At 69.9% G+C, this 24392-nt stretch carries 23 protein-coding genes; 8 read left to right on the top strand and 15 right to left on the bottom strand.

Annotated features, from left to right (window positions below; all coding sequences use genetic code 11):
- Position 1: 1 nt before the first annotated feature.
- Positions 2-1225: a urate hydroxylase PuuD gene (locus A37W_RS0105205; protein WP_018301969.1), complete on the bottom strand. Its 1224-nt coding sequence runs from the start codon at positions 1223-1225 to the stop codon at positions 2-4.
- A gap of 213 nt (positions 1226-1438) precedes the next feature.
- Here A37W_RS0105205 and trxC point away from each other — a divergent pair, with 213 nt between their 5' ends.
- On the top strand, positions 1439-1864 hold the full coding sequence (trxC, locus tag A37W_RS0105200; protein ID WP_018301968.1) for a thioredoxin TrxC: 426 nt from the start codon (positions 1439-1441) through the stop codon (positions 1862-1864).
- Positions 1849-2343, top strand: a complete 495-nt coding sequence (locus A37W_RS0105195) for an ureidoglycolate lyase (protein ID WP_018301967.1) — start codon at positions 1849-1851, stop codon at positions 2341-2343. Before trxC ends, A37W_RS0105195 begins: the two co-directional genes overlap by 16 nt.
- A gap of 266 nt (positions 2344-2609) precedes the next feature.
- On the opposite strand, the gene A37W_RS0105190 is transcribed toward A37W_RS0105195, so the two are convergent.
- Together A37W_RS0105190 and A37W_RS0105185 are read right to left on the bottom strand one after the other, a co-directional pair.
- Positions 2610-3425: a bifunctional allantoicase/(S)-ureidoglycine aminohydrolase gene (locus A37W_RS0105190; protein ID WP_018301966.1), complete on the bottom strand. Its 816-nt coding sequence runs from the start codon at positions 3423-3425 to the stop codon at positions 2610-2612.
- 132 nt (positions 3426-3557) lie between these two features.
- Entirely contained in the window at positions 3558-3764 is a 207-nt protein-coding gene (locus A37W_RS0105185; protein WP_018301965.1) for a cold-shock protein, read from the bottom strand.
- A 237-nt stretch (positions 3765-4001) separates the two neighbouring features.
- Here A37W_RS0105185 and A37W_RS0105180 point away from each other — a divergent pair, with 237 nt between their 5' ends.
- Positions 4002-4547 carry an REP-associated tyrosine transposase gene (locus A37W_RS0105180; protein WP_018301964.1) on the top strand — a complete coding sequence of 182 codons (546 nt, stop codon included), beginning with the start codon at positions 4002-4004 and terminating at the stop codon, positions 4545-4547.
- 159 nt (positions 4548-4706) lie between these two features.
- On the opposite strand, the gene A37W_RS0105175 is transcribed toward A37W_RS0105180, so the two are convergent.
- From A37W_RS0105175 to A37W_RS0105165, 3 genes are all read right to left on the bottom strand, one after another.
- A complete protein-coding gene (locus A37W_RS0105175; protein ID WP_018301963.1) occupies positions 4707-4994 on the bottom strand; it encodes a hypothetical protein in 288 nt (95 codons plus the stop codon).
- 68 nt (positions 4995-5062) lie between these two features.
- Positions 5063-6718: an energy-dependent translational throttle protein EttA gene (gene ettA / locus A37W_RS0105170; RefSeq protein ID WP_018301962.1), complete on the bottom strand. Its 1656-nt coding sequence runs from the start codon at positions 6716-6718 to the stop codon at positions 5063-5065.
- Positions 6719-6791: 73 nt separating this feature from the next.
- Entirely contained in the window at positions 6792-8639 is a 1848-nt protein-coding gene (locus A37W_RS0105165) for an EAL domain-containing protein (RefSeq protein WP_018301961.1), read from the bottom strand.
- Between the two features lie 166 nt (positions 8640-8805).
- On the opposite strand from A37W_RS0105165, the gene mgrA reads away from it, so the two are divergent.
- From mgrA to dacB, 5 genes are read left to right on the top strand one after another with little or no spacing between them, the layout of a single operon-like run.
- On the top strand, positions 8806-9834 hold the full coding sequence (gene mgrA, locus A37W_RS0105160; RefSeq protein WP_018301960.1) for an L-glyceraldehyde 3-phosphate reductase: 1029 nt from the start codon (positions 8806-8808) through the stop codon (positions 9832-9834).
- Entirely contained in the window at positions 9827-10390 is a 564-nt protein-coding gene (locus tag A37W_RS0105155) for a hypothetical protein (protein ID WP_018301959.1), read from the top strand. Before mgrA ends, A37W_RS0105155 begins: the two co-directional genes overlap by 8 nt.
- Complete coding sequence (locus A37W_RS0105150) at positions 10387-11985, top strand: glycoside hydrolase family 43 protein (RefSeq protein ID WP_018301958.1); 1599 nt, start codon at positions 10387-10389, stop codon at positions 11983-11985. The genes A37W_RS0105155 and A37W_RS0105150 overlap by 4 nt, the downstream gene beginning before the upstream one ends.
- Positions 11982-12605, top strand: coding sequence for a nicotinate-nucleotide adenylyltransferase (locus A37W_RS0105145; RefSeq protein WP_018301957.1), 624 nt, complete (start codon positions 11982-11984; stop codon positions 12603-12605). The genes A37W_RS0105150 and A37W_RS0105145 overlap by 4 nt, the downstream gene beginning before the upstream one ends.
- Before the next feature lie 33 nt (positions 12606-12638).
- On the top strand, positions 12639-14243 hold the full coding sequence (gene dacB, locus A37W_RS21000) for a D-alanyl-D-alanine carboxypeptidase/D-alanyl-D-alanine endopeptidase (protein ID WP_018301956.1): 1605 nt from the start codon (positions 12639-12641) through the stop codon (positions 14241-14243).
- A 3-nt stretch (positions 14244-14246) separates the two neighbouring features.
- On the opposite strand, the gene A37W_RS0105135 is transcribed toward dacB, so the two are convergent.
- From A37W_RS0105135 to A37W_RS0105095, 9 genes are all read right to left on the bottom strand, one after another.
- On the bottom strand, positions 14247-14432 hold the full coding sequence (locus A37W_RS0105135; protein ID WP_018301955.1) for a PLD nuclease N-terminal domain-containing protein: 186 nt from the start codon (positions 14430-14432) through the stop codon (positions 14247-14249).
- 419 nt (positions 14433-14851) lie between these two features.
- Positions 14852-16009 (bottom strand): phenylacetate--CoA ligase family protein, encoded by a 1158-nt coding sequence (locus A37W_RS0105130; protein WP_018301954.1) that lies wholly within the window; start codon positions 16007-16009, stop codon positions 14852-14854.
- Between the two features lie 52 nt (positions 16010-16061).
- The gene (locus A37W_RS0105125; protein WP_018301953.1) at positions 16062-16697 is read right to left on the bottom strand and encodes an HhH-GDP family DNA glycosylase; all 636 of its coding nucleotides are present in this window, start codon (positions 16695-16697) and stop codon (positions 16062-16064) included.
- 69 nt (positions 16698-16766) lie between these two features.
- Positions 16767-17606 (bottom strand): ABC transporter ATP-binding protein, encoded by an 840-nt coding sequence (locus A37W_RS0105120; protein ID WP_040753527.1) that lies wholly within the window; start codon positions 17604-17606, stop codon positions 16767-16769.
- 143 nt (positions 17607-17749) lie between these two features.
- A complete protein-coding gene (locus A37W_RS0105115; protein ID WP_018301951.1) occupies positions 17750-19033 on the bottom strand; it encodes an ABC transporter substrate-binding protein in 1284 nt (427 codons plus the stop codon).
- 69 nt (positions 19034-19102) lie between these two features.
- On the bottom strand, positions 19103-20179 hold the full coding sequence (locus tag A37W_RS0105110) for a branched-chain amino acid ABC transporter permease (protein ID WP_018301950.1): 1077 nt from the start codon (positions 20177-20179) through the stop codon (positions 19103-19105).
- A 376-nt stretch (positions 20180-20555) separates the two neighbouring features.
- Positions 20556-21551, bottom strand: a complete 996-nt coding sequence (locus A37W_RS0105105) for a branched-chain amino acid ABC transporter permease (protein ID WP_018301949.1) — start codon at positions 21549-21551, stop codon at positions 20556-20558.
- A gap of 9 nt (positions 21552-21560) precedes the next feature.
- On the bottom strand, positions 21561-22373 hold the full coding sequence (locus A37W_RS0105100) for an ABC transporter ATP-binding protein (RefSeq protein ID WP_018301948.1): 813 nt from the start codon (positions 22371-22373) through the stop codon (positions 21561-21563).
- Positions 22370-24346 carry an AMP-binding protein gene (locus tag A37W_RS0105095; protein ID WP_018301947.1) on the bottom strand — a complete coding sequence of 659 codons (1977 nt, stop codon included), beginning with the start codon at positions 24344-24346 and terminating at the stop codon, positions 22370-22372. Before A37W_RS0105095 ends, A37W_RS0105100 begins: the two co-directional genes overlap by 4 nt.
- Between the last annotated feature and the right edge of the window lie 46 nt (positions 24347-24392).

Here is a 24392-nt window from a genome sequence, read left to right as displayed (position 1 = left end):
TTCAGTTCGTCGCCGCGCGGTACCAGCGGACGAGTGCCAGTCGGTCCTCCTCGCCGATCATCGTCACGTTCGCAGGCGGCATGGCATGAGATAGCCCGGCCTGCAGGTAGATCTCCCGCGCGTGCCGCGCGATGTCGCCCTCCGTCTCCAGCACCACGCCCTTCGGTGGCCAGCGGATGCCGTCCCAGACCGGCTCGCGCGCGTGGCACATGGCGCAGCGGCCCATGACGATGTCGTGCGCCTCGTCGAAGCCGTCCGCCTCGGCGAACCGTGTCTCGAAGGGTGTCAGCGCCCGCGCCTCGGCCTCCTCAAAGGTGTCCAGCATCGGCGCGGTGGAGAGCCACGCGATGACGACGAACAGGACGACGGTCACCGCCCAGGTCCAGTGCGGGCTCCCCTTGCGGGCGTGGCGGGTGTTGAACCAGTGCCGGATCGTGACGCCCATCAGGAAGACGAGGGCCGCGATGATCCACGCGTAGTCCGTCGCGAAGGCCAGCGGGTAGTGGTTCGACAGCATCAGGAAGACGACCGGCAGCGTCAGGTAGTTGTTGTGGGTCGAGCGCAGCTTGGCGATCTTGCCGTACTTGGGGTCCGGCTTGCGCCCCGCCTTGAGGTCCGCGACCACGATCCGCTGGTTCGGCATGATGATGAAGAACACGTTCGCCGTCATGATCGTCGCGGTGAAGGCACCCAGATGCAGCATCGCCGCCCGCCCGGTGAAGACCTGGTGGTAGCCCCAGCTCATCGCGACGAGCATGACGAACAGCAGCAGCATCAGCACCGTCGGTCGCTCGCCCAGCGGCGACTTGCACAGGGCGTCGTAGACCAGCCAGCCGACCGCCAGCGACGCGGCCGAGATCGCGATCCCCTGCCAGAGGGCGAGGTCCGCCTTGCCGGGCTCGATCAGGTACAGATGCCCGCCGGCCCAGTAGACGATCATCAGGAGCGCGGCGCCCGAGAGCCAGGTCGCGTAGCTCTCCCACTTGAACCAGGTCAGGTGCTCGGGCATCGCGTCGGGCGCCACGAGGTACTTCTGGATGTGATAGAACCCGCCGCCGTGGACCTGCCACTCCTCGCCGTCCGCGGGGCCGGGGATGTCGCGGTTCAGGCCGAGATCGAGCGCGATGAAGTAGAAGGACGAGCCGATCCAGGCGATCGCGGTCACGACGTGCAGCCAGCGCACGGCGAAGCCCGCCCAGTCCCAGATCGCCGCGAAATCGTACATCCGTTCCCTCCGAAGCGCACCGCGCCCGGCCCAGCCTAGGCGCATCGGTCGGGCTGTGCCATATGGGCGGGCCGGGTGCACGGCGACCGGCAGGGCGATCTGGCGGCAACTGCCTGTTTCCGCGGCGCCGTGCGGCGCGCCTGCGACACCGCCCGGCCCTTGCCGGGCGCGTCCGGGTCGCCCAACTCTGTCGCGAAAAGGGGAGCGGAGACGATGACGGGACGCAAGCTCACCTGCCTCGACTGCGGGCAGGTCAACCGGGTGCCGGCCGAGCGGCTGGCCGAGGCGCCGAAATGCGGCACCTGCGGCGCGCCGCTGATGCCGGGCAAGGCGGTGGAGATCGACCTCGCCACCCTGCGCAAGGCGGCCCGGAATGACGACGTCCCGCTGGTCGTCGACTTCTGGGCGCCCTGGTGCGGCCCGTGCCGCTCGATGGCGCCCGCCTTCTCGGCCGCCGCCGGGACGCTGAAGGGGCGCGCCCGCCTGGTGAAGCTGAACACCGAGGCCGAGCCGGCCGCGAGCCAGGCCTACGGCATCCGCTCGATCCCGACGATGGTCCGCTTCGAAGGCGGGCGCGAGCGGGCGCGCCAGACCGGGGCGCTCCCCGAAGGTGCCATTCTGCAATGGATCGGCGCGTGAGCCGCCGGATCGCCGTCGCGCCCCTGACGGCGGAGGCGTTCGCCCGGTTCGGCGACGTTCTCGACACCGAGGGCGAGCCCGACCGGATCATCAACCAGGGCCTCTGCGGCCGCTTTCACGACCTCGCGGCGCTGGACTTCACCGACGGCCGCGCGGGAATCAGCCTGTTCCGGGCCGAGCCGCGGATGCTGCCCCTGGCGCTGGAAATGGTGGAACGGCACCCCGACGGCAGCCAGTGCTTCGTCCCGATGTCGCCGGACCCGTTCCTCGTGATCGTCGCGCCGGACGAGGGCGGCGCGCCGGGCCGGCCGCTGGCCTTCCGCACCGCGCCCGGGCAGGCGGTGAACTTCCACCGCGGGACGTGGCACGGGGTGCTCACGCCGCTGCATCCGCCGGGGCTGTTTGCCGTGGTCGACCGGATCGGCGAGGGCGCGAACCTGCAGGAGCACTGGTTCGACGAGGCGTGGACGGTGGGGTGATGGGTCGAGAACCCATCCTACCTCCTCGCGCGATGTCCCCCGCTCGCGCCACCTCGCAGCTCGCCAGGCCCGGAATCAGCCGCGCAAGCGGCCCGGGCAGCGTCTGGCCGCCCCCCGGCCAGACGCTTCCTCACCACCTGCGAGACGGTCGAGGTCGTCCGGTGGAGGCGAGATGAAGTGCTCCTACCGCAGCGTCGGAGCGTCTGTCCGCGGCCAGCCGCTGCCCTCGCGTTGGATGGAGGCTCTGACGGAGCCGCCGCCCCCGCTCACCGCGCCCGCAAGGCCGCGTGCCGGTTCACGTCCTTGTAGAGCAGGTACCGGAACCGTCCCGGCCCGCCCGCATAGCACGCCTGCGGGCAGAAGGCGCGGAGCCACATGAAGTCCCCCGCCTCGACCTCCACCCAGTCCCGGTTCAGCCGGTAGACCGCCTTGCCTTCCAGCACGTACAGGCCGTGCTCCATCACGTGCGTCTCCTCGAACGGGATCGTCCCGCCCGGCTCGAACGTCACGATGTTCACGTGCATGTCGTGGCGCAGGTCCTCCGGATCCACGAAGCGCTGCGTGCCCCAGCGCTCGGAGGTGTCCGGCATCCAGCGCACGGGCACGTCGGCCTCGTGGGTCACGAATACCTCCGGCGCCGCGACGCCCTCGGCCGGCACATAGGCCTTGCGGATCCAGTGGAAGCGCAGCGTCTCCTCCCCCGCCTTCAGCGACCACGCGGCGCCAGCCGGCAGATAGGCGTAGGACCCCGCCTCCAGCGCATGGGCCGTGCCGCCGACCGTCAGCGTCCCTTGCCCGTGGGTCACGAACAGAACCGCCTCCGCCCCTGCGTCCGGCTCCGCCGCGTTTGATCCGCCGCCCGGCGCCACCTCGGCGATGTACTGCGAGAACGTCTCGGCGAACCCTGACAGCGGCCGCGCCAGCACCCAGAACCGGGCACCCTCCCAGCCGGGGAGGTAGCTCGTCACGATGTCCCGCTGCACGCCTGCCGGAATCACCGCGTAGGCCTCGGTGAAGACGGCGCGCTGGGTGTGCAGGCTGTCCTGTCGGGGCAGGCCGGCGGGCGGGGCGGCGTAGGGCATCGGGGTCTCCGTCGATCGTCCGGCGTCACCGTCGCAGGGCGGCGGGCGCCGGACAAGCAACGAAAAAGGCCGGACACCTGGGGTGCCCGGCCTTCCGGTTCCATCGGCCCGCCCGAAGGCGGGGTCGGGTCCTCAGACCAGCGACAGGTTGGTCGCCGACTGACGGCCGTCACGGCCGCTCTCGAGGTCGAACTGGACTTTCTGGTTGTCCTTCAGGCCGGTGAGGCCCGCCCGCTCGACGGCGGAGATGTGGACGAACACGTCCTTGGAGCCGCCGTCGGGCTGGATGAAGCCGAAGCCTTTGGTGGCGTTGAACCATTTCACGGTGCCAGTGGCCATCTCGTGAATTCCTTCTGTTGCGCTGCCCGCACGATGCGGCAGCCCGGCTCGGTCACGTCTAGGTTCGAGAACTCTGGGGCCGGTAGGCGTAGCAGAAGGTCGAATAGAAGATCGGTAGCGAGACGGCATATGGGGCAGCACGGGTCGGTTTGCAACGATTCCTTTCGAAAGAAGGACCGCCCGGCGCCGACCCGCCGATTCACCCGGGTTTAACCCGGCATCGACCAGACTGCCGGAATGACAGCTTACCTGCGACGCCGCGGGCCGGGCGGCACCTACTTCTTCACGGTCAAGCTCGCCGAGGCGGGGAGCGGCGTGCTGATCGACCACGTCGACCTCCTCCGCCGGGCCTACGCTCACATGGCAGCGCTCAAGCCGCTGACCTGCCACGCGATGGTCGTTCTGCCCGACCACCTGTATGCGCTCTGGACCTTGCCCGAAGAAGACGCCGACTACTCCAATCGGTGGGGCGCTCTGAAAGCGCGGTTCTCCCGCGACTTCCGGGTGAGGCTCGGCCTGCCGCCGCTGCCTCGGTCGCCTTCGCGGCGGCGGAAGAAGGATGCCGGCATCTGGCAGCGCCGGTTCTGGGAGCACGCGATCCGCGACGACGCGGAGTTCGAGGCGCACCGACGGTATTGCTGGATGAATCCGGTGAAGCACGGGTTAGTGGCGGACCCGGCGGACTGGGCCTTCTCGTCGATCCACCGGGAGATCCGCGCGGGGACGCTCCCGGCGGATTTCGTCAGGTCGCCGGAAAAGGGGGAGGTCGGCGAGGCGGCCTGAAAGATGCGGTCGTGCGGCGGGCGCGGGAGGGACGATGGATCGAGAACCCACCGGTGCGGACCCGGCACACCCTCTTCCAGCGTTCGCGTGGGACGGGCTTTCTACCCGTCTTCGGTCCCTATCTGCGGGCGCCGGGCGGTCGTGGGCGCCCCGACCGGCTCAGGCGCGGTCGGCCAGCTTTCGCACTCGCCCCGGGCCGGCCTTGGGCATGGCCCCGGCCTCGTTCGCCAGGCGCAGTTTGCGCAGGCGCACGGTCGACGCCTCGCGGCTCGCGGCCTCGCTCTCGGTGATCAGGCGGGCTGCCCGGGTGATCTTGTCGCCGAGCGATTCGGGGGCAGTCTGGGGCGCGAACGCGCGGTCCGCGTTCCGTTGGGCGGCACCTTGCGGACCCGGGACGGACAGGAAGGCGTCGAGCGGGTGCAGCGGCTGGCGGGTTTTTGTTTTCATCCTATGGAAGTGGAGCGTTCCGCCGCCAGCGCAAGGGCCGCCGGCGAAACATTCTTTCCCCACATGCGTCAGCGCGTGAACTTCTTGAACTTCACACGCTTCGGCTCCAGCGCGTCCTCGCCGAGGCGGCGCTTCTTGTCCTCCTCGTAATCCTCGAAGTTGCCCTGGAACCACTCGACATGCGCCTCGCCCTCGAAGGCGAGGATGTGGGTGCAGATGCGGTCGAGGAAGAAGCGGTCGTGCGAGATCACGACGGCGCAGCCGGCGAAGTCCACCAGCGCGTCCTCCAGCGCCCGCAGCGTCTCGACGTCGAGGTCGTTGGTCGGCTCGTCGAGCAGCAGGACGTTGCCGCCGGACTTCAGCAGCTTGGCCATGTGGACGCGGTTGCGCTCACCACCCGACAGCAGGCCCACCTTCTTCTGCTGGTCGCCGCCCTTGAAGTTGAAGGCGCCGCAATAGGCGCGGGAGTTCATCGAGGCGTCGCCGAGTTCGATCACCTCGGCCCCGCCAGAAATCTCCTCCCAGACGGTCTTTCCCGGGTCGAGCGCGTCGCGTGACTGGTCGACGTAGGCCAGCTTCACCGTGTCGCCGTACTCGACCGTGCCCTCGTCCGGCTGCTCCTGCCCGGTCAGCATGCGGAAGAGCGTCGTCTTGCCGGCGCCGTTGGGGCCGATCACACCGACGATGCCGCCGGGCGGCAGGCTGAAGGACAGATCCTCGATGAGGAGCTTGTCGCCCATCGCCTTCTTGAGGTTCTCGACCTCGATCACCCGGTTGCCGAGGCGGGGGCCCGACGGGATGATGATCTGCGCCTTGCCGATCCGCTCGCGCTCGGACTGGTTGGCGAGCTCGTTGTAGGCCTGGATGCGGGCCTTGGACTTGGCCTGACGGGCCTTGGCGCCCTGGCGCATCCACTCGAGTTCACGTTCGAGGGTCTTCTGCTTGGCCTTGTCCTCGCGGGCCTCCTGCTCCAGCCGCTTGGCCTTCTGCTCCAGCCAGCTGGAATAGTTGCCCTCCCACGGCACGCCCCGGCCACGGTCCAGCTCGAGGATCCAGGAGGTGATGTCGTCGAGGAAGTAGCGGTCGTGGGTGACGACGAGGATCGTGCCCTTGTACTCGATCAGGTGGTTCTGCAGCCAGGCGATCGTCTCGGCGTCGAGGTGGTTGGTCGGCTCGTCCAGCAGCAGCATCTCGGGCGCCTCGAGCAGCAGCTTGCACAAAGCCACGCGCCGCTTCTCGCCGCCCGAGAGCGTGTCGACGTTCGCGTCGTCCGGCGGGCAGCGCAGCGCCTCCATCGCGACGTCGACCTGGGCGTCGAGGTCCCACAGGTTCTGCGCATCGATCTGGTCCTGCAGCTGGGCCATCTCGTCCGCGGTCTCGTCGGAGTAGTTCATGGCAAGCTCGTTGTAGCGGTCGAGGATCGCCTGCTTGCCCTTCACGCCCTCCATCACGTTGCCCCGCACGTCGAGCGCGGGGTCGAGCTCGGGCTCCTGCGGCAGGTACCCGACGCGGGCGCCCTCGGCGGCCCACGCCTCGCCCGAGAAGTCCTTGTCAAGGCCGGCCATGATCCGCAGCAGGGACGACTTGCCGGCGCCGTTGACCCCGACGACGCCGATCTTCACGCCGGGCAGGAAGTTCAGGCGGATGTTCTCGAACACCTTCTTGCCGCCGGCATAGGCCTTGGACACGCCGTCCATGTGGTAGACGAACTGATACGCAGCCATCGCAAACTTCTCCCGCCAGGTTCGGCCCCCGCTTTATCGAAGGGGCGGGGCGAGGACAACGCGCGGCCGCGGGTCAGGCGGACGCGCGGCGAGATCCGGCGGGTACGGGGCCCGGCTCCGCCACGGGGCGCCCGGCCAGCCAGTCCGCCACCGCATCCGCGGGCAGCGGGGCGCCCGCCCAGGCCCCCTGGCCCGAGAAGCGACCGATCGCACCGAGGCAGGCCGCCGTCTCGGCCGTGTCCACGCCTTCGGCGATGAGCCGAAGGCCCAGCGCCCCGGCGATCCCGCCGAGGCCGCGCACGATCTGGAACCTCGCAGCATCGCCCTCCAGCCCCGCGACGAGGTCGGCGCCCAGCTTGATTCCCGCGACCGGCAGCCGCGCCAGCCGAACGATGGCCGCCGGCCGGGTGCCGAACTCGTCTAGGAGGATCGGAAAGCCCATCTGCGCGAGATCGAGGATGGTGCCGGGCAGCGGATCGTCCGGACCGTCGACGGCGCGTACCCCGGTGTCGCCGATCGCCATCGGCAACAGGTGGGGCGTGACGCCGTGGCGCGCCGCGGCGCGGGTCAGGCGCGAGAAGATCTGCGGATGCAGGAACAGCTCGCGCGAGGCCGCGATGCCGACCGGGACGGATCGGCCGGTCGCGTCGCGCAGGGTCCGCTGCAGGCGGAGCGCGGCCTCGATCGCGCCGTAGCCGACCTCGGCCAGAAGGCCGAGGCCGCGCGCCTCGGCGAGGAAATCACGGTGGTCGAAGGCGGGCCCGGCGGCACCGTCGTGGCGGACGACCGCCTCGAACCCCTCGACCGCGCCGGTGGCGATGTCGATCACCGGCGCGAACTCGAACTCCAGCCGCCCCTCGGCGACCGAGCGGCGGATCCGCTCCACCCGGTGGGCGGCGACGGCGTGGCGGGCCCTGAGATCGCCGTCGAACAGGCACAGCCGGCCGCGGCCCCGCCGCTTGGCTTCGTACAGGGCGAGGTCGGACCGGCCGAGCGCGTCCTGCGGCGAGGTGTCGCCCGGTTCGGACAGGGCGGCGCCCATCGAGACCGAGCAGGGGATGCGCCGATCCCGCCAGCGCAGCGGCCGGTCGAGCCGGTCCGCGATCTCCTGGCCGCGGGCGCGCAGCGCCTCGAGCGAGCCGATGCCGGGGCAGACCAGCAGGAACTCGTCCCCGCCCATCCGCGCGGCGAGGTCGCCGGCCCGCGCGGTGGCGGCGATGGCGTCGGCGACATGGCAGACCACGGCATCCCCCGCGACATGCCCGAACGTGTCGTTGACCTCCTTGAAGCGGTCGAGGTCGATATGGATCATACCCGTCGCCGGTCCGCCCGCGGCCAGCGCCGCACTCGCCACGCGCAGGAACTCGGTCCGGTTTGCGAGGCCGGTCAGCGCGTCGTGGCGGGCGAGGTAGGTCACCTCCTCGTGCGCGGCGCGCAGCTGGCGTTCCTTCTCCACCTGGTCGGTGGCGTCGCGGCAGACGAGAACCGCCCGCTCGCGCCCGTCCGGCAGGCGGTGCAGGGCGAAGCGGATCTCGTTCCAGAACATCTCGCCCGATTTGCGGACGTTGTGGAAGAGCAGGATCTTGCCGTCGAATTCGCCGTCCGAATAGCGGAAGGCGGCGATCTCCTCATCGGTCGGGCGCAGGTCGGGCGGGACCGCGAACGACAGGGGGTTGCGGCCCAGCATCTCGGCCGGGGCGCGGCCGAACAGCTCGCAATAGGCGCGGTTCATCCACAGGATCCGGCCGTCCAGCGACTGGACCACCAGCCCGTCCTTGGCGTGGTCGGCGACCATCTCGCCGAACTCCGCCGCGCGGCGGGCGCGGCGCAGGCGCAGCGTGGTGAGGACGAGCGCCCCGATGGCGCACGCCGTCGTCACGGCCGCCAGCCAGATCGTCGCGTCAGCGGTCAGCGCCGGCATCGTCCATCCTGTCGAGGTCGCCGGCGGACATTGGCGGCGAGAGGATGCCAAACGGTTAAGTCTGCAATTCTAGCCGCTTTGTTGACAACGGCTCCCGCCCGTGGCTGTCATGTGCCCGCCGCAGGGGCCCCATGCGGCGGGGTCCGCGGCGCCCGGAGGACCACCCATGACCTATCGCCCCGATCCCGCCCGCTACGAGCGGATGACCTACCGCCGCTGCGGCGCGTCCGGCCTGAAGCTGCCCGCCGTCAGCCTTGGCCTGTGGCACAATTTCGGCGACGACTTCCCGCACGAGACCAAGCGGGCGATCTGCCGGACCGCCTTCGACCAAGGCATCACGCACTTCGACCTCGCCAACAACTACGGCCCTCCGCCCGGCAGCGCCGAGCATGCCTTCGGCTCGATCCTCGCCGAGGATTTCGCCGGCCTGCGGGACGAGCTGATCATCAGCTCCAAGGCGGGCTACGAGATGTGGGACGGCCCCTACGGCGAGTGGGGCAGCCGCAAGTACCTGATCGCCTCCTGCGACCAGTCGCTCAAGCGGATGGGCCTCGACTACGTCGACATCTTCTACTCCCACCGCTTCGACCCCGAGACCCCGCTGGAAGAGACGATGGGCGCGCTCGACCACATCGTCCGCTCGGGCCGCGCGCTCTATGCCGGGATCAGCAGCTACAACGCCGAGCAGACGGCCAGGGCTGCGGCGATCCTCAAGGACCTCGGCACGCCCTGCCTGATCCACCAGCCCGCCTACAACATGCTGAACCGCACGATCGAGCGGGACCGGCTGGCGAAGGCGACGACGAAGGCCGGCATGGGCATCATCGCCTTCATGCCGCTCGCGCAGGGGATGCTGACGAAGAAGTACCTGGGCGGCATTCCCGAGGGCAGCCGTGCGGTGCAGGGCAAGTCGCTGGACCCCGGCCGCCTGTCCGACAAGGCCATCGCCGCGCTGAACGAGCTGAACGCCATCGCCGGGGCGCGGGGCCAGACGCTGGCGCAGATGGCCATCGCCTGGGTGCTGCGGGACCAGGCGGTGACCTCGGCGCTGATCGGTGCGAGCCGGCCCGAGCAGGTGATCGACTGCGCCGGCGCGGTGGGCAACCTGACCTTCTCGAGCGACGAGCTGGCCCGGATCGACGAGTTCGCCGACGAGGCGAAGTTCGACGCTTGGGCGCGGGGCGAGGATGCCTGACGTCCGGCCGCTGTCGCCGGACACGTGGGACGCCTACGCCGCCCTGATCGAGCGGCACAAGGGCGTCTGGGGCGGCTGCTGGTGCATCGGCTTCCACACCCGCGCCTTTGCCGGCGCGGAGGCCAACCGCGAGACCAAGCGGCAGATGGTGGAGGCGGGCACGACCCATGCCGCCCTCGTCTTCGACGGCGGCGCGTGCATCGGCTGGGCGCAGTACGGCCCCACGGCGAGCCTGCCGGAGATCAAGAACCGCAAGGCCTACGAGTCCTCGTGCGAGGGCGACCTGCCGGACTGGCGGGTCACCTGCTTCTTTACCGACGCCCGCCACCGCAAGGCCGGCGTCTCGGCCGACGCGCTGGCCGGCGCCGTGGACCTGATCGCCCGCTCCGGCGGCGGCACGGTCGAGGGCTATCCCGAGGCGGTCGAAGGGCAGAAGACCTCGGCCGGGTTCCTCTATTGCGGCACGCTCGGCGTCTTCGAGCGCGCCGGGTTCACCGCCAATCGCCGCATCGGCAAGCATCGCTGGGTCGCCCGGCGCACAGTGGAGGCAGCATGATCCGCAATCCCGTCCTGCCGGGCTTCAACCCCGACCCGTCGTTCCTGCGCGTGGGCGAGGACTACTACCTCGCCACGTCCACCTTCGAATGGTACCCGGGCGTGCAGATCTTCCACTCCCGCGACCTCGCCAACTGGGAGCTGGTCGCCCGCCCGCTGAACCGCGCCGCCCTCCTCGACATGCGCGGCAACCCCGACAGCTGCGGCATCTGGGCGCCGTGCCTGTCCCACGACGGCGAGAGGTTCTGGCTGGTCTATACCGACGTCAAGCGCCTCGACGGGGCGTTCAAGGACGCCCACAACTACATCACCGCCTGCGAGACCATCGACGGCGTCTGGTCCGATCCGTGGTACGTGAACTCCTCCGGCTTCGACCCCTCGCTGTTCCACGACGACGACGGCCGGAAATGGTTCGTCAACATGCGCTGGAACCACCGCTGGGCAGGGTCCGGCGTGAACGGCGCGAACGACCGGTTCGACGGGATCGTGCTGCAGGAATGGTCGCCCGAAGGCGGACTGACGGGGCCGGTGACGATGATCTATCCGGGCTCCGACAAGGGCCTGACGGAGGCACCGCACCTCTTCAAGCGGGACGGCTGGTATTACCTGACGACGGCCGAGGGCGGCACCGGCTACGAGCACGCGGTGACCATGGCCCGCTCGCGGACCATCGACGGCCAGTACGAGACGCACCCGCAGAAGCACGTGCTGTGCGCCGAAGGCTCCAACGGCGCGGTCCAGCGCACCGGCCACGGCCAGTACGTCGAGACGCACTGGGGCGATCACTACCACTCCTTCCTGATGGGCCGTCCGATCGAGGGGCCGGACGGGCAGGGGCGGTTCTGCCCGCTGGGGCGCGAGACCGGGCTGGAGAAGGTCGTCTGGCGCGATGGCTGGCTGTGGCTGGAGCGGGGCGGCATGATCGCGTCCGCCGAGGTGGACGCGCCGGGCGGCGCCGTCTCGGCCCCGCGCGCGCCGGTGCACCGCCGGCTCGGCGGGCCGCTCCCGCCGGAGTTCCAGTGGCTGCGCACGCCGGAATGGGAGCGGATCTTCCGCTGCGAGGACGACGCCCTCGTCCTGATCGGCCGCGAGAGCGTGGGGTCCTGGTTCGAGCAGTCCCTCGTCGCCCGCCGGCAGGAGGATCACGCCTACGTCGCCGAGACGGATCTCGACTTCGCGCCCGACACCTACCAGCAGGGGGCGGGCCTGATCACCTACTACAACCGCCACAAGTTCCACGCCGCGATCCTGTCCCACGACGAGGGCGCGGGGCGGACCCTGTCGGTGATGTCCTGCGCCGGCGACTGGCCGGCGGGAGACCTGGACTGGCCCGTCCATTCGGTGCCTGTCGGTCCCGGCCCGGTGTCGCTGCGGGTCGAGGTGGACAAGGGCACCCAGCGGTTCCGGTGGAAGCAGCAGGGCGAATGGCAGGCGCTGGGCGGGGAGCTGAACGCGGCGGTCATCTCCGACGAGGGCGGGCAGGGGGAGCATGCCTCCTTCACCGGCGCCTTCGTCGGCATGGTCTGCTTCGACGTCTCGGGCCGGGCGGCCGAGGCGCGGTTCACCCGCTTCGACTACACGCCCGGCGCGGCGTGACACCGCTGCCGGTCGGCCGCGGCCGCGCCGTCGGCCTGCTCGGCGGCTCGTTCGACCCGCCCCATGCCGGGCACGTCGCGATCACGCTGGCGGCGCTGCGCCGGTTCGCGCTGGACGAGGTGTGGTGGGTCGTCTCGCCCGGCAACCCGCTGAAGGCGCGGGGACCGGCGCCGCTGGCCCGGCGGCTGGCGGCGGCCGAGGCGCTGATCGACCACCCGCGCGTGCGCATCAGCGACATCGAGGCGCGGCTCGGCACCCGCTACACCGCCGACACGCTGGCGGCGCTGCGGGCGCGGCGGCCGGACGTGCGGTGGGTCTGGCTGATGGGGGCGGACAACCTGAAACAGCTGCCGCAATGGGACGGCTGGCGGCGTATCATGGACCACACGCCCGTCGGCGTCCTCGCCCGCCCGGGCGAGCGCATCTCCGCCCGCCTGTCGCTGGCCGCCCGGGTCTACGCCCGCGCCCGCCTCCCCGCCTCCGCCTCTCGCGCCCTGCCGTTCGCCGATCCGCCGGCCTGGTGCTTCGTCAACCTGCCGATGTCGGAGGCCTCCTCCACGGCGATCCGCGCGGGCGGCGGGTGGCGGCATGCCGCGGATGTGACAGGGTCGGGCGATTGAACCCCGCGTACCGGCGCGGGTAGGGTCGCCCGCATGACTCGCCCGTTCTCCCGTCGCGCCTTCCTCGGCACCGGCCTCGCCACTCTCGGCAGCGCCGCCCTGTCCGAGGCGCCGCTGTCCGCGATCCGGCCCCGCCCGCGCCCCGACCACGAGGCGCCGCCCCTCGTCCCCGGCCTCGCCCCCGAAGCGCGGCCCGAGATGGACGACCTCATCGCCGAGGCCGGCCTCGGCGGCGTCGTCGGCTGGGCGCTGGCGGATGTCGAGACGGGCGAGGTCCATTCCTCCGGCGACGCCGACGTGCCGCAGCCGCCCGCCAGCGTGATGAAGGCGATCACCACGCTCTACGCCCTCGACCGGCTCGGCCCCGACCACCGCTTCACGACCCGCGTGCTGGCGACCGCCGGGCTGTCCGAGGACGGCACGATCGACGGCGACCTGATCCTCGCCGGGGGCGGCGATCCCGGCCTCGACACCGATCAGCTGTCGACCCTCGCGCAGCGACTGCACGCCGCTGGCGTCCGCCGCGTGACGGGCGCGTTCGAGGTGTGGGGCGGCGCGCTGCCCTATGAGGAGGAGATCGAGCCGGGCCAGCTCGACCACCTCGGCTACAACCCCGCCGTCTCGGGGTTGAACCTCAACTACAACCGCGTCCATTTCGCGTGGGAGCGGCAGGGAGGCGATTACCGGATCACGCTGGACGGCCGCTCGGACACCGTCCGGCCGGAGGTCAGGATGGCGCGGATGACCGTCGCCGACCGATCGGTGCCCGTCTACACCTACGAGAACGGCCCCGACGCCGACCTCTGGACCGTTGCGCGCGGCGCTCTGGGCGACGCCGGGTCGCGCTGGCTGCCGGTGCGGCGCCCGGCTGGCTATGCCGGCGACGTCTTCCGCACCCTCGCCGCCGCGCAGGGCCTGACGCTGCCCTACCCGCGAGAGCGCGAGGGCGCACTGCCCCTCGGCCTGATCGAAGTCGCCCGCTTCGAGAGCGCACCGCTCCACGAGGTGGCGCAGGACATGCTGAAATGGTCGACGAACCTGACGGCAGAATGCCTCGGCCTGTCGGCGACCGCCGCGGGAGAGGGGGACGCGGAGTCGCTCGTCCACTCCGCCTCCGCCATGACCACGTGGCTGGGCGAGGCGGCGGGGGTCGAGGCCCGCTTCGCCGACCATTCCGGCCTCAGCGACGCCTCCGGCATCAGCGCGGGCCAGATGGTCCGGACGCTCGTCCACGCCTCGAGGGACGGCGCATTGAAGCCGCTGCTGAAGGACATTCCCCTCACCGACGAGAAGGGCGAGCGGTTGCGGTTCTCGCGCGGGGACGTCGCGGCCAAGACCGGAACGCTGAACTTCGTCTCGTCGCTCGCGGGCTACATCACCACCCTCGAGGGGCGCGACATGGCCTTCGCGATCTTCTGCGCCAATCCCGACCTGCGGGCCGAGTCGAAGGACAGCGACGACGAGATGCCCGAGGGTGCGCGCTACTGGAACGGCCGGGCCAAGCGGCTGCAGCAGCGTATGCTGCAGCGCTGGGGCCTGGTCTCGACGATCGAGCCGTCGACCGCCGACGAGGACCCGGCCGGCGCGCCTGCCGCTTCACTCGGCGGGGCCCAGCCCGCAGCGTTCGCCGGGCCCTGACGGTCAGACGTGGGCCTTGCCGCCGCGCGGCCCGAACAGCAGCCAGGCGATGGCGCCGAGCACCGGCAGCAGCAGGATCGCGATGGTCCAGACGGCTTTCGACGCCGTCGACGCGCCGGAGGTGAGGACCTGATAGATCGCGTAGAGGTCGATGATCAGGACGATCAGGCCGAAGATGCCGTATTCCATGGGGAGACTCCGTGAGGGGCGTGTTCGGCGGATCAACGCGGCGGAACGGGCCGCCGGTTCCCCCGAGCAGAGCGGCCCGCCCGATGGATGGAAGGTCCCGGCTCGAGGCCGGGACGGGCTTGCCTCATGCAAGCGCGTGCGGCTGTCATGATGGTCCCGCCCCGGGCTTGCCCCGGGGGCCTCGCCGAACAAGGCGCAACGCTGCGGCAGCGCTCCCTGCGCCCTCCCCGCCGGATGCGCCCTCACCCGTAGGTCCGCGTGTCCTCGATCACCACGCCGGCTCGAGGCCGGGACGGGTTGCCTCATGCAAGCGCGTGCGGCTGTCATGATGGTCCCGCCCCGGGCTTGCCCCGGGGCCTCGCCGAACAAGGCGCAACGCTGCGGCAGCGTTTCCTACGCCCTCCCCGCCGGATGCGCCCTCACCCGTAGGTCCGCGTGTCCTCGATCACCACGCCGTCCCGCGGCAGCTCCGCCGCCGCCTCGACCTTGCCGCGCAGCTTCAGCACCGACTGCACCACGGCCTCGGCTCCCTCGGGCACCGCACCGGCCTCCAGCCGCACGAGCATCGTGTCCGCCTCGCCTTCGCGCCCGGCGATCACCCGCGCCCGCGCGACGCCCAGCCGCCTGACCAGTTCCGCCACCTGCTCGGGCCGGACGAACATGCCCTTGATCTTGGTCGTCTGGTCCGCCCGGCCCATCCAGCCCCGGATCCGCATATTGGTCCGCCCGCAGGACGACGTCCCCGGCTGCACCGCCGACAGGTCCCCGGTCGCGAACCGGACCAGCGGGTAGTCCGGATTCAGCACCGTCACCACCACCTCGCCGACCTCGCCCTCGGCCACCGGGTCGCCGGTGCCGGGGGTCACGATCTCCACGATCACGCCCTCGTCCACGATCATCCCGCTGCCCGGCGCGCTCTCGTAGGCGACATGGCCGAGGTCGGCCGTCCCGTAGCACTGCAGGCAGGCGATCCCGCGCTCCGCGTACCACTCCCGCAGGGACGGAAAGAGAGCCCCGCCAGACACCGCCGACTTGCCGATCCTCAGCGTCAGCCCGGCGGCGTCCGCGGCCTCGATGATCACCTTCAGGTAATCGGGCGTTCCCGCGTAGGCGGTCGTTCCGATGTCTGCCGCCGCCCGCGCCTGCAGCTCTGTTTGCCCGGTTCCGGCGGGCAGGACCACCGCCCCCACCGCCCGCGCCGCGTTCTCGAACATCGTGCCCGCAGGCGTCAGGTGGTAGGAAAAGCAGTTCTGCACGATGTCCCCGGCGCCGATGCCGCAGGCATGGACGAAGCGCCCGAACCGCCACCAGTCCCGCGCCGCCCCGCCCGGCTCGTAGATCGGGCCCGGCGACTGGAAGACGTGACTGATCTCCCCGACATGGAGGCCGCCGAAGGGCGGCAGCGCCCGCTGCCGCTCCACCAGGTCGGCCTTGCGCAGCACCGGCAGGCGGGCGAGGCCCGACAGGCCGACCTGCTCCATCCCCAGCCGCGAAAGCTGCGCGTTCAGCGCCGCCTCCTGCGCCGCCGCCCGCGCCTCCGGCGCCCGCGTCTCCAGGTCGTCGTAATGTTCGGTCATCGAACGCCTCCCCGCGGCCAGCCTAGGCGGAGCGGGGAAGGCTGGCCAGTCCTCAGGCGGCGGCCTCGACGGCCTCGTCCGGCCCCTCCAGCCGCGCCCGCGTCAGCGCCGCGACGAGGCGCACGAAGCGCTCGCGCCCACCGGCGAGGTCGCGCAGGTCCTCCGCCTCGGTCGGCAGCCCCAGCTCGCCCGCCATCTCGACCGCCTTGCCGTCGATCGTGGGGTAGAGCTCGTCCCACACCAGCTGCGCCTCGCGCGCGAAGATCGACGCGCCGAGCTTGCCGAGCCCCTTGGCCTGCTGCAGCCGCTTCAGCGTCTCGTCCGCGCTGTCGCCGCGCATCTGCCGCAGATCGCCGTCGTAGCTTTCGTCCACCAGCCGCGCGGTGTCGCGCAGGTAGTCGGCGGTGGATTCGTCGTAGCGGGCATAGCCGTTGCCGTTCAGCACCTTGACGAGGTCGTGCCGGTCCGCGCCGAGGATCGCGTCGATCTTGTGCAGTCCCGCCTCGCGCAGCGCGGCCGCCCCCTCGACGGCGTTGCCGGCCGAGATGCGGGCCGACAGCATGATGCTGGCGATCAGCCAGTGGAACAGCTCCTGCGGGGTGTTGCGCGAGATGGTCGCGCCGATCGCCTCGGAATAGAGCGTGCCCTGGTGGTCGATCAGGGCCGTCGCGACGTCCTTGCGGGTCATGTCGGGCCTCCGTTCGTTACGGGACCTCAACGTACCCTCGCGCGTCCGTGTTCCGGCGCGCCGCCGCCCTCAGGCCAGCCAGCGCTTGCGCCGGCGGTAGCTGCGCACGTCGCGGAACGACTTGCGGCCCTCGTCCGACACGCCGAGATAGAACTCCTTCACGTCCGGGTTCTCCCGCAGCTCCGCCGCCGGCCCGTCCATCACCACCCGCCCCGACTCCAGGATGTAGCCCCGGTGCGCGAAGCGCAGCGCCACGTTGGTGTTCTGCTCGGCCAGCAGGAAGGTTACCCCCTGCTCCTCGTTCAGCCGCTTCACGATTCCGAAGATCTGCTCCACCAGCTGCGGCGCGAGGCCCATCGACGGCTCGTCCAGCAGGATCGTCTCCGGCCGGCTCATCAGCGCGCGCCCAAGTGCGCACATCTGCTGCTCGCCGCCGCTGGTATAGCCCGCCTGGCTGCGCCGCCGCTCCTTCAGGCGCGGGAAGTAGCCGTAGACCATCTCGAGATCCTGCTGCACCGCCGCCCGGTCCCGGCGGGTGTAGGCGCCCGTCAGCAGGTTCTCCTCCACCGTCAGGTGCTCGAAGCAGTGCCGCCCCTCCATCACCTGCACCACGCCCATCTTCACCAGCGCCTCTGGCGAGAGGTCCTGCACCCGCCGGCCGCGATAGAGGATGGAGCCCTTCGTCACCTCCCCCCGCTCGGAGTGCAGCAGGTTCGAGATCGCCTTCAGCGTCGTCGTCTTGCCCGCCCCGTTGCCGCCCAGCAGCGCGGTGATCCCGCCCTTCGGCACGGTCAGCGACACGCCCTTCAGGACGAGGATGACGTGGTTGTAGATCACCTCGATGTTGTTCACCTCGAGGAGCGCCTCGCTTGCGCCCTCGGCGGGGCGCGCCTCCGGCGCCTCCTGCATCTCCGGCGTCGCCACCTCGCACCTCCCTGGGGGACGGGCGCGTCGCCCCTCCCTCTCACCGAGCCATAAATATCCCACGGGGGTCCGGGGGTGTGAAACCCCCGGCGGCCGGCCATGACGGACCGCCGCCGGGGGGCAGGGCGCTACTCGCAGCCCGCCTCGATGCCGGCCTCGGCGGCATAGGCTTCGCTGTCCGACACGATGAGCGGGTCGATTACGCCGGCGCGGTCGGCGTCGATCCAGTCGCTGACCGGCTCGAACGACCCTTCCGACGCATTCCAGCGCACGATCAGGCCGCGGCCCGGCCCGCCGTGGTTCTGGCAGCTGACAGAGAACTCCGGCCCGATCCCCGGCGCGCCCCAGGCTTCCATCGTGGCGTTCGTGACCTCGAGCGCCTCCATCCCGTCGCGCATCTCGGCGGCGGTGATGTCGGTGTTGCCCGACAGCTCCTGCGCGGTGCGGATCGCCTCGGCCGCGAGCATCGCGGCGTACATGCCGCGGATGTACTGCACGTTGCCGATGCTCTGCCCGTCGCCCGCGCCGTGGCCGGCGTCGATCACCAGTTCCTGGATCTCGTCCAGCACCGGGAAGTCGTCGAGGCCGGTGAAGCTGGCGGCGAGATAGCCGTCGGCGGCGGCGCCGGCCGGCGTCACGTCATGCTCGGCGCCCGACCACCAGATGCCGATGAACTGGTCCATCGGGTAGCGGATGTTGGCCGCCTCCTGGATCGCCACCTGGTTCATCACGCCCCAGCCGTACATCACCACGTAGTCCGGACGCTCGCGCCGGATCTGAAGCCACTGCGAGCTCTGCTCCTGCCCCGGATGGTCGACCGGGATCTCGATCAGCTCGAAGCCGAGGTCCTGGCTCAGCTGGGTCAGCGTCGGGATCGGCTCCTTGCCGTAGGCGGAGTTGTGGTAGACCAGGGCGATCCTCTTGCCGTCGAGCGAGCCCTCGTTCTGGTCCAGGAGGTAGTTGACGATGACGCTGGCCCCGTCCCAGTAGTTGGCGGGGTAGTTGAAGATGTTGTGGAACACCGCGCCGTTCGCGGCCGAGGTGCGCCCGTATCCCATCGTGTGCATCGGGATGCCGTCCTCGGCGGTCTTAGGGATCAGCTGGTAGGTGATGCCCGTCGACAGCGGCTGGTAGACCAGCGCGCCCTCGCCCTTGGTGGATTCGTAGCACTCGACGCCCCGCTCGGTGTCGTAGGCGGTCTCGCACTCGATCACCCGGATCGGCTCGCCGCCGATGCCGCCGTCGCGCTGGTTCAGCAGCTCGAAATAGTCCTGGTAGCCGTCCGAGAACGGGATGCCGCCCGCGGCGTAGGGGCCGGTGCGGTAGCTGAGATCGGGGATCACCAGATCGGCCAGCGCCGAGGTCGCCAGAAGGCTCGCGGCGGCCGCCGCTGCCAGAGTCTTGGTCTTCATCGTCGTCTCCTCCCTTTCGTTGTTTCGGCCCTCCCTCCTCCGGAGGGCCGTCGTATGGTGGGTCCGCCGTCAATACGGGAACGGCCAGAGCCGCAGCTTCTCCTTCGTCACCCGCCACAGCTGCGCCAGCCCGTGCGGCTCCAGCACCAGGAACAGGATGATGAGCGCGCCCACGATCACCAGCTGGATGTGCGCCACGATGTCCGTGGGCCAGCCCAGCATGTCGACCCCGATCGCCTTGAGCAGCACCGGCAGCAGCACCAGGAACGCCGCGCCCGCGAAGCTGCCGAAGATGCTGCCCAGCCCGCCGATGATGATCATGAACAGCACCAGGAACGACTTCTGGATGCCGAATGCGCTGCCCACCTCGACCGCGCCGAGATAGACCGCGAAGAACAGCGCCCCCGCGACCCCGATGAAGAACGAGGATACCGCGAACGCCGACAGCTTCGCCGTCAGCGGGTTCACCCCGATGATCTCGGCCGCGATGTCCATGTCCCGGATCGCCATCCAGGTCCGGCCCGTCGTGCCCCGGGTGAGGTTCCGCGCGATCAGCGCCAGCACGGTCAGGAAGATCAGGCAGATGAGGTAGCTCGCCGCAGGCGTCGCCGACGGTCCCGTCACCGCCCATCCGAACACCTCGCGCGTGGGTGCGCTGATCTGGCCGGAGGCGGAGTAGTTGTAGAACCACGGCACCTTGTTGAAGAGCCAGACGAGGAAGAACTGCGCCGCCAGCGTCGCCACGGCGAGGTAGAAGCCCTTGATCCGCAGCGACGGCAGGCCGAACAGCACCCCCACCGCCGCCGTGATCCCGCCCGCGAGGACGACGTGCACCGGGAACGGCACGTCCGGAAAGGCGGTCATCAGCTTGTAGGCGGCGTAGGCGCCCACGGCCATGAAGCCGCCGGTTCCCAGCGACACCTGCCCGCAATAGCCGGTGAGGATGTTCAGCCCGATCGCCGCGATGGCGTAGATCAGGAACGGCACGAAGACCGCGTTGGCCCAGTAATCGTCGATCACGAACGGGATCACCAGGAACGCCACCGCCAGCAGCAGGCCATAGGCCCAGCGGTCGAACCGCAGCGGAAAGGTCTGCCCGTCCGAGACGTAGTTCGTCTTGAAGTCCCCGGCCTCGCGGTAGATCATCGCAACAAGGCCCTGCTAGTCATTGAAGACGCAACGAGCGGTCGCCGCATCGTTGCCCGAGTAGCGGATCAAGACGCTGGTGGCGAGATTGTCTGTAATTTGGGTGTCCGAAGCGATTAGTTCGCCCGAATCGTTGTAGGCCGCGCATATAATTCTGCGTCCTGCGACAGTATCTTGCAGCAGGATTTCAAGATATCTGTCACTCGAACGGCTGAACGATGCAATTTCGAGACTGTCGAACTCATGTGCCCACGAGCCTACCGGTATGCAGGCCGCAGCAGCAGCTAGAGCCTTAAGTTTTCTGGACGAGATCGACCACGTACTACGATAAATCTGCATTGATGCCTCTCTAAGCATTTTCACCACATTTCTAAATTCAAACCCGCTCAATGATCCGCTCCCCGAACAGGCCCTGCGGCCGCACCACCAGGAACGCCAGCGCCAGCACGTAGGCGAACCAGTTCTCGGTCGCCCCGCCGATGGACGGGCCGACGAGGTACTCGAACAGCTGCTCGCCCACGCCGATGATCAGCCCGCCGACGATGGCGCCCGGGATCGACGTGAAGCCGCCCAGCATCAGCACCGGCAGCGCCTTCAGCGCGATCAGCGACAGCGAGAACTGCACGCCCGACTTCGCCCCCCACATGATGCCGGCCACCAGCGCCACGAACCCCGCTAGCGACCAGACCAGCCACCAGATGAAGTTGAGCGAGATGCCCACCGACAGCGCCGCCTGGTGGTCGTCCGCCACCGCCCGCATCGCCCGGCCCTGCTTGGTGTACTGCGAGAACAGCACCAGCGCGGCGACCAGCACCGCCGCGACCAGCGTCGCCGCGACGTCCAGCCGGTCGATGAAGAAGCCGTAGAACCCGTCGCCGCCGAGGAACGCGGTCGAGTCCTCGATCCACAGCGACGCCCCCTGCGGCAGGCCGACGTCCAGCGTCTTGATGTCCGACCCCCACATCAGGTCGCCGACGCCTTCGAGGAAGTAGGCCAGCCCGATGGTCGCCATGAACAGGATGATCGGCGGCTGCCCGACGAGGTGGCGGAAGACGAACGTGTGCACGCACCAGGCGAAGAGGATCATCACCAGGATCGTCAGCAGGATCGCCGCGAAGGCCGGCACCGTCCAGCCGAACCCGTGCAGGTCGGTGCCGAAGATCGCGTTGATCAGGTGCCCGAACGGCACCTGCCCGTCCATGATCCCGACCAGCGTCAGCGCCGCGAACAGCGCCATCACGCCCTGCGCGTAGTTGAAGATGCCCGACGCCTTGTAGATCAGCACGAACCCCAGCGCGACGAGCGCATACAGTACCCCCGCCATCAGCCCGTTCAGGACCACTTCGACGCCGTAGAGGAAATCAGCGCTCATGCCGGGCTCCTAGTCATGCGCCACCCCCAGATACGCGTCGATCACCTCGGGATTCGCCCGCACCTCGGCCGGCGTGCCGTCGCCGATCTTGCGGCCGTAATCCATCACCACGACGCGGTCGGAGAGGTCCATGACCACGCCCATGTCGTGCTCGATCAGCGCGATGGTGGTGCCGAACTCGTCGTTCACGTCGAGGATGAAGCGGCTCATGTCCTCCTTCTCCTCGACGTTCATGCCGGCCATCGGCTCGTCGAGAAGCAGCAGCTTCGGCTCCGCCGCCAGCGCCCGTGCCAGCTCCACCCGCTTCTTGAGGCCATAGGGCAGGCGGCCGACCGGCGTCTTGCGGATGCGCTGGATCTCCAGGAAGTCGATGATCCGCTCCACCGCCTCGCGGTTCGCGACCTCTTCCCGCTCCGCCGGGCCCTTCCAGACGCCTTGCGCGAAGATCCCACGTTTCATGTGGGTGATGCGCCCGGTCATGACGTTGTCGAGCACGCTCATCCCGTCGAACAGCGCGATGTTCTGGAACGTCCGGGCGATGCCGAGGCGGGCGACCTGGTACGGCTTCATGGCCGGCCGCCGCCGGCCCCGGAACCAGACCTCGCCCTCCTGCGGATGGTAGAAGCCGGAGATGACGTTCAGCATCGAGGACTTGCCAGCCCCGTTCGGCCCGATGATCGCCCGGATCTCCCCCTCGCGGATGTCGAACGAGATGTCCTTGATCGCCTCCACCCCGCCGAAGCGCAGGGTGATGTTCTTCAGCTCCATCAGGACGGGGCGGCTGGGCGCGGCCTCCGGCCCGGCGGCGGGCAGGGCACTCATTCCGCCGCCACCCTGCGCGACTCGCCAACCGGCCAGACCCTCGCGTCCCGCAGGTCCAGTGTCGCCTTGATGCTGCCCTTGCGCCCGTCCTCGTAGGTGACTTCCGTCTCGGTGTAGACGCTGTCCCGGCCGGCATAGAGCGCGTCGATCAGGTCGGCGTACTTCTCCTCGATGATCCGCCGCCGCACCTTGCGCGTCCGCGTCAGCTCGCCGTCGTCGGCGTCCAGCTCCTTGTGCAGGACGAGGAAGCGGTGGACCTGGCAGCCGGACAGCATCTCGTCGCCGGCGAGGCTCTCGTTCACCGCCTCGACGTGGCCCTGCAGGATGTCGAGGACCTGCCGGTTCTGGCTCAGCTCCTGGTAGGAGGCATAGGCGACGTTGTTCCGCTCGGCCCAGTTGCCGACGGCGGTGAGGTCGATGTTGAGGAACGCGACGCAGGTCTCGCGGCCGTTCCCGAAGACCACCGCCTCGAGGATGTTGGGATAGAACTTGAGCTTGTTCTCCACATACTTCGGGGCGAACAACGCGCCCGATGCCATCTTCCCCACATCCTTGGCGCGGTCGATGATCCGCAGGTGCCCGGTCCCGTCCTCGATGAAGCCGGCATCCCCGGTCGCCACCCAGCCTTCGGCGTCCTTGGTCGAGGCGGTGCTCTCGGGGTTCTTGTAATAGGTCTGGAACACGCCGGGCGAGCGGTAGAACACCTCGCCCGACGGCGCCATCCTCAGCTCCACCCCCGGGGTCGGCGTGCCGACCGTGTCGGACCGCACCTCGCCGTCCTTCTGCTGGGTGATGAAGACCGACGCCTCGGTCTGGCCGTAGAGCTGCTTGAGGTTGATTCCCAGCGCCCGGTAGAAGTCGAAGATTTCCGGCCCGATCGCCTCGCCCGCGGTGTAGCCGACGCGAATCCGGCTGAGGCCCATCGTGTTCTTGAGCGGCCCCAGCACCAGCGCCTGCGCGATGCGGTAGCGCAGCCGGTCCATCCCCGACACCCGCTCCCCGTCCAGCAGCCGCGGCCCGACGCGGCGCGCCAAGATCATCGCCCGGTCGAACATCCGCCGCTTCAGCCGGCTCGCGTCCTCCATCCGGATCATCACCGTCGTCAGCTGGCTCTCGAACACGCGCGGCGGGGCGAAGAAGTAGGTCGGCCCTATCTCGCGCAGGTCGGTCAGCATCGTGTCCTCGCTTTCGGGACAGTTGACGCAGAACCCGGTCCACATCGCCTGCCCGATGGAGAAGATGAAGTCGCCGACCCAGGCCATCGGCAGGTAGGCCAGCACGTCGTCGGTGGCGCGCAGGTGGTCGAACTCCGAGCTCGCGCGGGCGGTCTCGATGATGTTGCGGTTACTGAGGACGACGCCCTTGGGCCGGCCGGTCGTGCCGGAGGTGTAGAGCATCACGCAGGTCGAATCGGGGCCGAGACGCGCCTCACGCGCCTCCAGCTCGAGGAGCAATTTTCCACGCTGCGAGCCTGCTGTTTCGGCCGCTTCCGCAAGAGAACACATCCTGCCGTGATCGTACTTCCGGAGGCCGCGCGGGTCGAGGTACAGCAACTGCGCGACGGGCAGGCCCTCCTGCACCTCCAGCACCTTGTCCACCTGTTCTTGGTCGCCGCAGATCACGAAGCGCGCGCCGCAATGGTCGAGGACGTAGGCCATCTCCTCGGCGCTGCTGTCCTGGTAGACCGGCACCGGGATCGCGCCGCACATCTGCGCGGCGACCATCGACCAGTAGAGCGCCGGGCGGTTGCGGCCGATCACGGCGACATGGTCGCCCTCGGCGAGACCGAGCGCGAGAAAGCCCAGCGCCAGGCCCTCGACCTCCCCCAGGGCCTGGCGCCAGGTCCATTCCTGCCAGATCCCGTATTCCTTTTCCCGATAGGCGGGACGGTCGCCGTAGCGCGACGCGTTTCGCCTCAGCAGGGCCGGAATGGACGGGGCCGCCCCCTCGGGGGCGTCCGGCGAATGGCTCACGGTCTCCTCCCTCCCGGCCCTTCTCCGGGGCCGGACCCGCGGGGCG

The organism is Wenxinia marina DSM 24838, from assembly GCF_000379485.1.
Classification (GTDB): Bacteria; Pseudomonadota; Alphaproteobacteria; order Rhodobacterales; family Rhodobacteraceae; genus Wenxinia; species Wenxinia marina.
Note: the sequence above shows the minus strand (reverse complement) of the source record. Positions and strands in the feature narration are given on the sequence as shown.